Annotated in this window: 14 protein-coding genes and 2 pseudogenes; 9 read left to right on the forward strand and 7 right to left on the reverse strand. The window is 23.9% G+C overall.

The window, feature by feature from the left end; genetic code table 4:
- Positions 1-153 precede the first annotated feature (153 nt).
- A complete protein-coding gene (locus AACL02_RS07565; protein WP_339040601.1) occupies positions 154-420 on the forward strand; it encodes a hypothetical protein in 267 nt (88 codons plus the stop codon).
- On the opposite strand, the gene AACL02_RS07570 is transcribed toward AACL02_RS07565, so the two are convergent.
- The gene (locus tag AACL02_RS07570) at positions 421-654 is read right to left on the reverse strand and encodes a hypothetical protein (RefSeq protein WP_339040603.1); all 234 of its coding nucleotides are present in this window, start codon (positions 652-654) and stop codon (positions 421-423) included.
- On the opposite strand from AACL02_RS07570, the gene AACL02_RS07575 reads away from it, so the two are divergent.
- The 3 genes and pseudogenes from AACL02_RS07575 to AACL02_RS07585 form a co-directional block, all read left to right on the forward strand.
- Entirely contained in the window at positions 600-1,421 is an 822-nt protein-coding gene (locus AACL02_RS07575) for an IS1595 family transposase (RefSeq protein ID WP_339040605.1), read from the forward strand. The genes AACL02_RS07570 and AACL02_RS07575 overlap by 55 nt on opposite strands.
- A gap of 213 nt (positions 1,422-1,634) precedes the next feature.
- Positions 1,635-2,231 (forward strand): Mbov_0401 family ICE element transposase-like protein, encoded by a 597-nt coding sequence (locus AACL02_RS07580; RefSeq protein ID WP_339040607.1) that lies wholly within the window; start codon positions 1,635-1,637, stop codon positions 2,229-2,231.
- A 262-nt stretch (positions 2,232-2,493) separates the two neighbouring features.
- A pseudogene (locus AACL02_RS07585) lies at positions 2,494-2,643 on the forward strand (IS256 family transposase); the annotation flags it as partial.
- A gap of 67 nt (positions 2,644-2,710) precedes the next feature.
- Here the strand turns inward: AACL02_RS07585 and AACL02_RS07590 are convergent.
- The 4 genes from AACL02_RS07590 to AACL02_RS07605 form a co-directional block, all read right to left on the reverse strand.
- Positions 2,711-3,205: a hypothetical protein gene (locus tag AACL02_RS07590; protein WP_339040609.1), complete on the reverse strand. Its 495-nt coding sequence runs from the start codon at positions 3,203-3,205 to the stop codon at positions 2,711-2,713.
- Positions 3,206-3,458: 253 nt separating this feature from the next.
- Positions 3,459-5,393 (reverse strand): hypothetical protein, encoded by a 1,935-nt coding sequence (locus AACL02_RS07595; protein ID WP_339040611.1) that lies wholly within the window; start codon positions 5,391-5,393, stop codon positions 3,459-3,461.
- Positions 5,394-5,576: 183 nt separating this feature from the next.
- Positions 5,577-6,398: an IS1595 family transposase gene (locus AACL02_RS07600; protein ID WP_339040613.1), complete on the reverse strand. Its 822-nt coding sequence runs from the start codon at positions 6,396-6,398 to the stop codon at positions 5,577-5,579.
- Between the two features lie 331 nt (positions 6,399-6,729).
- On the reverse strand, positions 6,730-6,963 hold the full coding sequence (locus AACL02_RS07605) for a hypothetical protein (protein WP_339040615.1): 234 nt from the start codon (positions 6,961-6,963) through the stop codon (positions 6,730-6,732).
- Positions 6,964-7,245: 282 nt separating this feature from the next.
- Between AACL02_RS07605 and AACL02_RS07610 the strand changes: the two genes are divergently transcribed.
- Entirely contained in the window at positions 7,246-7,605 is a 360-nt protein-coding gene (locus AACL02_RS07610; RefSeq protein ID WP_339040617.1) for a hypothetical protein, read from the forward strand.
- 222 nt (positions 7,606-7,827) lie between these two features.
- Here AACL02_RS07610 and AACL02_RS07615 read toward each other — a convergent pair whose 3' ends face one another.
- On the reverse strand, positions 7,828-8,379 hold the full coding sequence (locus AACL02_RS07615; protein ID WP_339043673.1) for an IS1595 family transposase: 552 nt from the start codon (positions 8,377-8,379) through the stop codon (positions 7,828-7,830).
- A gap of 147 nt (positions 8,380-8,526) precedes the next feature.
- On the opposite strand from AACL02_RS07615, the gene AACL02_RS07620 reads away from it, so the two are divergent.
- Together AACL02_RS07620 and AACL02_RS07625 are read left to right on the forward strand one after the other, a co-directional pair.
- Positions 8,527-8,685 (forward strand): hypothetical protein, encoded by a 159-nt coding sequence (locus tag AACL02_RS07620; RefSeq protein WP_339040619.1) that lies wholly within the window; start codon positions 8,527-8,529, stop codon positions 8,683-8,685.
- 57 nt (positions 8,686-8,742) lie between these two features.
- Positions 8,743-9,981, forward strand: coding sequence for an IS256 family transposase (locus AACL02_RS07625; protein ID WP_339043675.1), 1,239 nt, complete (start codon positions 8,743-8,745; stop codon positions 9,979-9,981).
- Here the strand turns inward: AACL02_RS07625 and AACL02_RS07630 are convergent.
- Positions 9,968-10,543 carry a hypothetical protein gene (locus tag AACL02_RS07630; protein WP_339040621.1) on the reverse strand — a complete coding sequence of 192 codons (576 nt, stop codon included), beginning with the start codon at positions 10,541-10,543 and terminating at the stop codon, positions 9,968-9,970. The two genes, AACL02_RS07625 and AACL02_RS07630, sit on opposite strands and share 14 nt — an antisense overlap.
- On the opposite strand from AACL02_RS07630, the gene AACL02_RS07635 reads away from it, so the two are divergent.
- Both AACL02_RS07635 and AACL02_RS07640 read left to right on the forward strand, forming a co-directional pair.
- Positions 10,489-10,635: a hypothetical protein gene (locus tag AACL02_RS07635; protein ID WP_339040623.1), complete on the forward strand. Its 147-nt coding sequence runs from the start codon at positions 10,489-10,491 to the stop codon at positions 10,633-10,635. The two genes, AACL02_RS07630 and AACL02_RS07635, sit on opposite strands and share 55 nt — an antisense overlap.
- A gap of 279 nt (positions 10,636-10,914) precedes the next feature.
- Positions 10,915-11,785 (forward strand): annotated as a pseudogene (locus AACL02_RS07640) (IS256 family transposase); the annotation flags it as partial.
- Between the last annotated feature and the right edge of the window lie 115 nt (positions 11,786-11,900).

Here is an 11,900-nt window from a genome sequence, read left to right on the forward strand (position 1 = left end):
TATTATATTTTAAATATGAAAGTAGTTTTTTTAAATATTTTTAATTTTATTTAAAATTAAACTTATATGTTTATATAATAATTAAGTAAATTAATTTTTTAAATATATTTACAATAAATTTAGATTTTTTTAAAATAGTTAGGAGAAGTAAATTTGAATTTTAATTATAAATGAAATTTTAGAGAACAAAGTGCAAAAATTGATAAATTAGTTTTAGAACATATAACAAAAAAATGAGAAAAATGAGATTGAAGAATAAAAAATACAAGAGATAAAAAGAAATATAAAATTGTTGATTATCAATATCGAACAAGAAAAATAATGTATGGATTAGTAACTTATAAAAGAAGAATTTATGAATATTTTGATGAAAAATTACAAAAATGAGTTCGTGTTTGTTTAGTTGATGAATGACTATAATTACCTAAATATAAAAGAATTGGTGAAGATGTTGAACAAACTATTATTGAATATTTTGCTGATGGAAAAAGATATCATGATATTTGTGCTATTTGTAAAAAAGCAGGTATTAGTGTTAGTACTGTTCATAGATTTTTTAAAAATCGGACTTCTCCCCACATGTACTTGTGGAGGGAATAATGAAACTGAATGAATTCAACAATGCTTTTCAAACTGAACAGCAATGTCTTGCATATATAGCAAATTTGAAAGAAAACAAATGTATTAGGTGTTTTAATTTTAATTTGAATACTTCTGATTTAAAAAGAATGAGATTTTTAAAATGTAATCAAACATTTAGCATTCTCACAGGCACCATATTTTCAAGGTCACAAACATCTTTAACATCTTGGTTTTATCTTATCTTTAGATGAATAAACACCAAACATGGAATTCCATCAACAGATATTGCAAAAGAATTGGGAGTGACTTTGAAAACTGCTTGAAGAATGACTCATAAAATCAGAACACGTATTGCAAAACAAAAACCTCAATTTATTGTTGAAGGTACAGTGCAAATTGATGAAATGTATCTTTCACATATGGGTTTTAAAAAACAAGGAAGATCCTTGGTGAATAAAACCTTGATTGTTGGCATTTATCAAAAAACAACCAATAATTTAATTGTGAAAGTATTGAAAAACGCAAAGAGTAAAAATCTTTTGCAGTTTGCAAAAAACCACATTTCTTCAAAATGTCTTGTATATACTGATTCTTGAAAAGGATATTGCGATTTTAAATCAGTTTTCACTAAGCATGAAACAGTTAACCATCAAGATGGCTATGTTTCAAAAATTGGTGTAAATACCAACCAAATTGAATCAGTTTGAAAACATATAAGAAGAACATTTAAAACACATATCAAAGTTGCAAAACATCATGTTCATTTATATGCTAAAGAAGCTGCATATAAATTCAACAAGATACCTAGTTTTGAAACTGTAATTCTATGTTTGATTTAAAAATGTGGGGAGAAGTCCGTAGATAGGCTTTTCTCAGCATTTATGTGATAAAATTAAAATAGTACATAAAGGGAGAAAAGCCTTAAAAATTTAGAAGTAATTGAAGCAAATCCAGTAAAAGTAAAATTAGAAAAAAATCAACCTATTTTTGTAGCAATTGATGATGGTCATCGAAAATTTTGAAATTTTAAACGTAAGGGTATAAAACATTCTATGCGATTAATAGTAACATATACAGATAACATTAATCACAAAGTACAAAATAAAAGAGTAAAAGCAATTATTAGACCAACAAAAACAGCAATTGGAGTTAAAAAGACTGCTGAATTTATTAAAGAGCATTGTCAAAAATTTTATGAAAATATTGAGCAAGCCAAAATTATTATTTGTGGTGATAGTGCAGGATGAATTAAAGATGTAGCAGATTATTTAGATGCACAGTTTGTTTTAGATAAATTCCATTTAATTAGAACATTATATCTTGGTATAATGGCTGGAAATAAAGGAAAATATTTAAAAGAATATAATCACTGTAAAAATTTAATTAATAATGGTCAATATGAAAAATTAATTGAATTTTTATATAAAGAATTAGATAATCATAAAAAATTAAAGAAAAAATATTTTAAAAATAATAAACAAGGTATTGAAAATCAAAGTGCAAAATGAAATATTGGTTGTTATACTGAAACAAATATTTGACATGTTTTAAAAGAAATGCTTGGTAATAGAACATATAATATTTTAATTTATATTAAAATGGTTATTTTTAAATGTAATAAGATAAATACAGAAATACAATTATTATAGATTAAAATTGAATTTTTTTTAAAAAAAATCAAAATAAAATAAAACTTATTAAATGTGTTTTAATAAGAATTTTTGTTGTGTATAAATATTAAATTTATTTTTTAATTTTTTAATAATTTTTAAAAATAAGTATTTTAGTTGCAATAAATTTAAAAAAATATATTATTTAAATACAATTTCATAAAAATCAAAATTATTTCTTGTCTGAAATATAATAAGACTATATAGATTTAATTTATTCCTGATTTTTGACAATATCCCAAAAGTTTTTCCTAATGATATGGCAGTTTTCAAAATATTTTACTTGGCAATTGAAAATATAACAAAAAAATGAACATTGCCTATTCAAAATTGAAATACAGCAATTGCTCATTTTATGATAAAATTTGAAGACAGAATTAATCTAAATTAGTAACTTTGTAAAAAAAAGATACACAGATTATTAAAAAGCCTCTATAAATCTTATATAATTACTTCAATTATGTTAATTTACTATAACTTGTATTGGGTTTATTACTATCATTATACTTTTTTTCATGATTAACAATACTCTTAATGTTATTGAAATTATTTTTTTGTTGTTCTAAAATTCTAATTTTTTTATCTTTTTCTATCCTTAATAAATTCATTTCGGATTTTAAATTATTTTTTTCTTGTTCTTGATTTTTATTTAAAAATTCTAAGTTAATAATTTTTCCTTCAATATATTTAATATGTCTTCAATGAAATGTAATTCTTTCTCTCATTTCTCTATTTTCTTGACAATTTCCACTTTTTTCTAAACATGGTGAAGATAATAATTTTTTATGTTCTGAATCTTCTCTTTTAAATTCTTCTAAAAAATTAGATACTTGTCTTTGATTATCACTTATATTTTTGATACAAGTTTCTAAATTACTTTTAATAATAGCCATTTTTTGTTCAATTAAATTTATTTCTACATTTAATATATTTATTTCTTGCTCTCTATTCATCTTTTTTTTCTTTCAATCTAAACTCATTTATTTTAAAATAAAAACTATATTAAGTTTATAATAATTATAAATTAATAATTTTTAATTTTAATTTTTTAACTTACTTTGTATATCATTTTTTAATTATTTACTTAATTTATATAAAAAAATATTAAAAATGAGAGTATTATCTCTCATTTATCTTTTTAATAAAATTAATATTTCAAAATTATATGATTAACAGTAAAACTAAATAAATATAATCTGTTAAATTCTAACTAAAGGTTACACCTTGGAAGTTAATATTCAATACTCGATCACGGAAACATTTAACTGTATCAACGCTTCAATTAATGCTTACATAAACATTTTCTTCATCATGTCAAATATGAATATAACCATGTAATTCAAGAAAGGCTCCTCAAAATCAACCATCATAATAGTAACTAAGCTCAAATATATTTTTGTTTCTATCATTACTAATATCATTAGTACTAATACTTAATTGCGAACCTTTTAATTTTTGATCAGTATAAGTATTACAATAAAGACTAAAATACGAATTATCACCAAAACTTAATTTACTAAACTTATTAGAAAAACTATCTCAATCTGGTGCATAATTTGTTCAATTAGATAATAGAGGAATATCAGAGCTGGTTCAAGTACTTTTTAACGAACCAACACTATTAGTTTCATTATAATTATAATTTAGTTGATAATTATTAATACTACTACTATCAACAGTAAAATCAGCAACTATCTTTCCTTTATAAATAGTTTCATCACCACTAATAGTTACTTGTTGATTAGTAATATAATCTTCACTAAATTTAATTGCATCTAGCTTTACATTTGGATTACTTTTGCTAATCGCATTTTTAATTTCTTCAATATTTGGTTTTGATAATCCATTAGTTTTAATTGTTCCTAAATGTAAATTTTTAAAAACATCACTTAAAAGCTCTGTTTTATCACAATCATAAGTAACAACAATACTATCATTGCTATAAAATTTACCATCACCATTAATAACTGCACTATTATCAGTAATTTTATCAACTATAATTTTGCTTACATCAAGATTATAGTTAGCGGTTTTAAGTGCTAAAATTCATTGCTCTTTACTTGGTGTATTTTGTCCAGGAATATTCAAAGTTGGTAATTTATTATTTAAAACACTATTTAAATCAATAAGTAAATTATTAATTACTACATCAGCACCAGTGTATACATATTGATTAATAGATTTAATAGTAACACTATTATTTTGCAACGTTACTTGAATAGCATTCATATTTAACCTTGAATATTGTTTTTTCAATGCACTACTAACATCTTCTAAAGTTATTACTTTTCCTATAATAGCAATTTTATCTAATCCCTTATTAATAACGTCTTTAAGAGCAATTCTAATATCAAGATTTAAATTTAGTATTACTTTACCGGTATATTTTTTTTGATTTGTACTAGTAATAGTGGCACTATTAGTAGCAGTAATTTCTATTGCAATAAAAGAAGTATCTAACTTTTCTTGGTAAGTATCACGTAATGCTCTCATTACATCATTATTTGATGGTATATCATGACCATTAGTCTTAACCATTAAATCTTTTTTATTAATAATAGTACTTAAATCAACACTATCATTAGTACTAAATGTAACTGTTACCTTACCAGTATAAAGAGGAATAACATCAGCGCCCGTAATACCTGTAATAGTTGCTTCTTTATTAGAAATAACATCAATTTTAAGGCGATCCATTTCTAAATTAGAATATTTTTCTTGAATACGACTGTAAACGGCTTCCACAGTAGGTTTTTGACCATTAGTACTAAAATTACCAATGGATGCTCCATCAACAATTATTGTTCTAATATCAATAGTTTGGATTTGATAAGTAATTTTAATTTTATCTTGATTATAAAAAATACCATCACCAACAACAAAAGCATAATTAGTTGTTTTATTAATAATTATAATATTATCAGTATGAAGTTCATGATTTAAAATAAATAGTTGTGATTTTAATTCATAATCTGTAGGTATTGTTCCTCGATGTTCCTCTAGTACAATTTTTAAATCTGTTTGTGTTAAATCTTTTTTTAAATCTTTTTTAAATATAGTTAGATTATTACATGCCGTTGTACTAGCAGTGACTGCACTTGATAATAATAATGCACCCATAAATAATAATGGTTTTTTCATATATATACCTCATTTAAATATTGTAAAAAATTAATAATTATTTTAAAGTGATTATATCATAATTTAAAAAAAATTAAATTCTAGATTTTTAAATGATTTTAGGCTTTTCTCACTTTATGTACTATTTTAATTTTATCACATAAATGCTGATAAAAGCCTATCTACGGACTTCTCCCCACATTTTTAAATCAAACATAGAATTACAGTTTCAAAACTAGGTATCTTGTTGAATTTATATGCAGCTTCTTTAGCATATAAATGAACATGATGTTTTGCAACTTTGATATGTGTTTTAAATGTTCTTCTTATATGTTTTCAAACTGATTCAATTTGGTTGGTATTTACACCAATTTTTGAAACATAGCCATCTTGATGGTTAACTGTTTCATGCTTAGTGAAAACTGATTTAAAATCGCAATATCCTTTTCAAGAATCAGTATATACAAGACATTTTGAAGAAATGTGGTTTTTTGCAAACTGCAAAAGATTTTTACTCTTTGCGTTTTTCAATACTTTCACAATTAAATTATTGGTTGTTTTTTGATAAATGCCAACAATCAAGGTTTTATTCACCAAGGATCTTCCTTGTTTTTTAAAACCCATATGTGAAAGATACATTTCATCAATTTGCACTGTACCTTCAACAATAAATTGAGGTTTTTGTTTTGCAATACGTGTTCTGATTTTATGAGTCATTCTTCAAGCAGTTTTCAAAGTCACTCCCAATTCTTTTGCAATATCTGTTGATGGAATTCCATGTTTGGTGTTTATTCATCTAAAGATAAGATAAAACCAAGATGTTAAAGATGTTTGTGACATTGAAAATATGGTGCCTGTGAGAATGCTAAATGTTTGATTACATTTTAAACATCTCATTCTTTTTAAATCAGAAGTATTCAAATTAAAATTAAAACACCTAATACATTTGTTTTCTTTCAAATTTGCTATATATGCAAGACATTGCTGTTCAGTTTGAAAAGCATTGTTGAATTCATTAAGTTTCATTATTCCCTCCACAAGTACATGTGGGGAGAAGTCCGTGATTTTATTAAAAAATAGCGTTTTATATATTTTACACTTTTAATGTATGTACTTTTAATGAAGGAGTCGAAACGGAAATATTTTGTACATCTTTATTAATTTTATTAATAACAAAATTTGATATTTTATTATCATTTTCTAAGTTTTTCTTTATAAAAAATTGTTTTTTATAACATTCAAAATACTGTTCTTTTCAATATTTAACTATTTCTTTTTCTTTTTTATAAAGTTTAATAGAAAATTTATATCAGAATTTATTTATTGATAATTCTAACTCAAGATTATTAAATAAGAATTAATTATTTATATTTTTACTTAATAAAAAGTTTTGATGATCTAAAAGTTGAATTTTTATTTCTTGAAAATTATAATTTTTTTCTAAAATTGAATCTTTTATCATATCTATATTTTCTTCACAATAGTTATTTTTATTAAATATGATTTCATTTAAAATTTCATTATTACGTTTATATAATTCTTTTATATTTAATATTTTTTCATTTATCTCTTTTAAATCTTCTTCTCTCATTTTTTTCCTTTCAAAAAAATTCATTTATTTTAATTTTTAAAATAAACTATAAATAATAATAATAATAAATGATTATCTAAAAAACATAAAAAATGCTTTTAACACTATTAAAGTTTTTATTATTACTTTTTTGAAATTTGACTTATTTTGAAATAATATAAGAGATTCTAAAGTTGACAAATTTTTTTTATTTTCTATACTTTATATAACTAAATATTAGTTTTTAATCCATTTACTTTTTATGAAAGTAAATGGGTTTTTATTTTGAAAGGAAAATTGAATATGCCAAAAAAATCAAATTTTGAAAAAAAAGATCGAAAAGAAAAAGAAAAATTTGATGAAGAAAAAATAATCTACTCAAGTATTTTTCATACAATAACAATTTTAGAAATTTTAAATGATAATCCTATAATATTTTTTAAAAAATTAAATCATATTATTAAAGAACTATATATAGAAACTATTTTATTAAAAATGCCAAATACATATGGTTCAAATGCTAACTCAGAGTTTTATTATATAAATCAAAAAGCACAATATGATTACTTTTCAATTACTGTAAATATTGAACAAAAAACGTTAAAATTATTTTTTTGTTCAAAAACTTTATACCTACAAGGATTTACTTTTGAAATAACTTAGGCTTTTCTCCCTTTATGTACTATTTTAATTTTATCACATAAATGCTGAGAAAAGCCTATCTACGGACTTCTCCCCACATTTTTAAATCAAACATAGAATTACAGTTTCAAAAATAGGTATCTTGTTGAATTTATATGCAGCTTCTTTAGCATATAAATGAACATGATGTTTTGCAACTTTGATATGTGTTTTAAATGTTCTTCTTATATGTTTTCAAACTGATTAAATTTGGTTAGTATTTACACCAATTTTTGAAACATAGCCATCTTGATGGTTAACTGTTTCATGCTTAGTGAAAACTGATTTAAAATCGCAATATCCTTTTCAAGAATCAGTATATACAAGACATTTTGAAGAAATGTGTTTTTTTGCAAACTGCAAAAGATTTTTACTCTTTGCGTTTTTCAATACTTTCACAATTAAATTATTGGTTGTTTTTTGATAAATGCCAACAATCAAGGTTTTATTCACCAAGGATCTTCCTTGTTTTTTAAAACCCATATGTGAAAGATACATTTCATCAATTTGCACTGTACCTTCAACAATAAATTGAGGTTTTTGTTTTGCAATACGTGTTCTGATTTTATGAGTCATTCTTCAAGCATTTTTCAAAGTCACTCCCAATTCTTTTGCAATATCTGTTGATGGAATTCCATGTTTGGTGTTTATTCATCTAAAGATAAGATAAAACCAAGATGTTAAAGATGTTTGTGACCTTGAAAATATGGTGCCTGTGAGAATGCTAAATGTTTGATTACATTTTAAACATCTCATTCTTTTTAAATCAGAAGTATTCAAATTAAAATTAAAACACCTAATACATTTGTTTTCTTTCAAATTTGCTATATATGCAAGACATTGCTGTTCAGTTTGAAAAGCATTTTTGAATTCATTCAGTTTCATTATTCCCTCCACAAGTACATGTGGGGAGAAGTCCGTAAAAAATTACAAGAGGAAATAAAAACAGCAAACGTTTTTGCTGATAATATTATTGAAATAAATAAGGTTTTTGATATAAAGACAAACCCAGAAAGTATAAAAAGGGAAATGTTTAGTAATCTGTGTAACTTACAAAAATAACTATGTTTAATTAATTCTAGTAAATATAATTAAATGACTAGAAAGAGTGAGTTACAGATGGCTAAAAAAGATAACTTTAATAATAATCATCCAATATCAAAAGCAGTAGATTTATTACTAGAAAATACTGAAGATTTAACAACAGTTTTTAAACCTGGCGGTTTATATAAAGAATTAACAAAAAGATTAGTTGAAAAAATGTTTAATTCTGAAATGCAAAATTATTTAGGATATGAAAAAAATCAACATACTACTACTGAAAATGCTCGTAATGGTACAAGTTCAAAAAAATTAATAACTCAACAAGGTAAAATTGAAATTGATGTACCAAGAGATCGCAATAGTAATTTTACTCCTGTAATAGTTCCTAAAAGGCAAAGAAGATTTGATGGTTTTGATCAACAAGTTCTTTCCTTGTATGCAAAAGGAATGACATTATCTGACATTAGAATGCAGTTGCAAGAGTTATATCATGGTGCTTATATTAGTGAAAGTGTTATTAGTCAAATTACTGATGATGTTATTGATGATGTTAAAGCATGACAAAATCGACCATTAGAAAGTATTTATCCTATTGTTTATTTTGATTGTATAGTAGTTAAAGTACGACAAGATAAACTGATTATTAACAAATCAGTTTATATAGCATTAGGAGTTGATTTAGAAGGCAAAAAAGATGTTTTAGGATTATGAATTAGTGAAAATGAAGGTTCTAAGTTTTGATTATCTAATTTCACAGAAATGAAAAATCGTGGCTTAAATGATATTCTTATTGCTTGTAGTGATAATTTAACAGGCATGTCAGAAGCAATACAATCAGTTTATCCTAAAACAGAACATCAATTATGCATTGTTCATCAAATTAGAAATAGTTTAAAATATGTTTCATACAAACATCGAAAAGGTCTAGTTGCAGATTTAAAACCAATTTATAGTTCATGTAGTGAAGAACAAGCAATGCAAGCTTTAGAATCGTTTGAAAGTAAATGAAATAAACAATATCCTCAAATTACTAAATCTTGATATAAAAATTGAGATAATTTAATGGTTTTTATTAGTTATCCAGTAGAAATCAAAAGAGTGATTTATACTACAAATGCTATTGAATCTGTTAATAGTCAATTACGAAAAATCATCAGAAATAAAAAAGTTTTTACTAATGATATGGCAGTTTTCAAAATATTTTACTTGGCAATTGAAAATATAACAAAAAAATGAACATTGCCTATTCAAAATTGAAATACAGCAATTGCTCATTTTATGATAAAATTTGAAGACAGAATTAATCTAAATTAGTAACTTTGTAAAACAAAGATACACAGATTATTAAAAAGCCTCGATTTTTACTCTTTGCGTTTTTCAATACTTTCACAATTAAATTATTGGTTGTTTTTTGATAAATGCCAACAATCAATGTTTTATTCACCAAGGATCTTCCTTGTTTTTTAAAACCCATATGTGAAAGATACATTTCATCAATTTGCACTGTACCTTCAACAATAAATTGAGGTTTTTGTTTTGCAATACGTGTTCTGATTTTATGAGTCATTCTTCAAGCAGTTTTCAAAGTCACTCCCAATTCTTTTGCAATATCTGTTGATGGAATTCCATGTTTGGTGTTTATTCATCTAAAGATAAGATAAAACCAAGATGTTAAAGATGTTTGTGACCTTGAAAATATGGTGCCTGTGAGAATGCTAAATGTTTGATTACATTTTAAACATCTCATTCTTTTTAAATCAGAAGTATTCAAATTAAAATTAAAACACCTAATACATTTGTTTTCTTTCAAATTTGCTATATATGCAAGACATTGCTGTTCAGTTTGAAAAGCATTGTTGAATTCATTCAGTTTCATTATTCCCTCCACAAGTACATGTGGGGAGAAGTCCGAATATTTATATTAAAATGGTTATTTTTAAATGTAATCAAATAAATTTAAAAACATAACTTAATTAATTTTTTTTATTAAAATTTTAAAAACTTATTAAATTAAAAGTTAATAAGAATTTTTGTTGTGTATAAATATTAATTTTATTATTGATTTTTTCAATTTTTGTATTTTAATTGAAATTAATTTAATTTAGTAGTAAGATGTATTTACAATTGCATATAATTACAATTATTTCTTGTCTATAATTTGAAAGAAATCTTTAAAAAGTAATTATATCCTCCGTTTTTGTTACCGTCCCCTTTAATAATAATGATCCAATATCAAAAGCAGTAGATTTATTACTAGAAAATACTGAAGATTTAACAACAGTTTTTAAACATGGCGGTTTATATAAAGAATTAACAAAAAGATTAGTTGAAAAAATGTTGAATTCTGAAATGCAAAATTATTTAGGATATGAAAAAAATCAACATAGTACTACTGAAAATGCTCGTAATGGTACAAGTTCAAAAAAATTAATAACTCAACAAGGTAAAATTGAAATTGATGTACCAAGAGATCGCAATAGTAATTTTACTCCTGTAATAGTTCCTAAAAGGCAAAGAAGATTTGATGGTTTTGATCAACAAGTTCTTTCCTTGTATGCAAAAGGAATGACATTATCTGACATTAGAATGCAGTTGCAAGAGTTATATCATGGTGCTGATATTAGTGAAAGTGTTATTAGTCAAATTACTGATGATGTTATTGATGATGTTAAAGCATGACAAAATCGACCATTAGAAAGTATTTATCCTATTGTTTATTTTGATTGTATAGTAGTTAAAGTACGACAAGATAAACGGATTATTAACAAATCAGTTTATATAGCATTAGGAGTTGATTTAGAAGGCAAAAAAGATGTTTTAGGATTATGAATTAGTGAAAATGAAGGTTCTAAGTTTTGATTATCTAATTTCACAGAAATGAAAAATCGTGGCTTAAATGATATTCTTATTGCTTGTAGTGATAATTTAACAGGCATGTCAGAAGCAATACAATCAGTTTATCCTAAAACAGAAACATCAATTATGCATTGTTCATCAAATTAGAAATAGTTTAAAATATGTTTCATACAAACATCGAAAAGGTCTAGTTGCAGATTTAAAACCAATTTATAGTGCATGTAGTGAAGAACAAGCAATGCAAGCTTTAGAATCGTTGGAAATGTTTAGTAATCTGTGTAACTTACAAAAATAACTATGTTTAATTAATTCTAGTAAATATAATTAAATGACTAGAAAGAGTGAGTTACAGATGGCTAAAAAAGATAACTTTAATA

The sequence above is a fragment of the Spiroplasma endosymbiont of Apeira syringaria genome (genome assembly GCF_964020205.1).
Lineage (GTDB): Bacteria > Bacillota_I > Bacilli_A > Mycoplasmatales > VBWQ01 > Spiroplasma_E > Spiroplasma_E ixodetis_A.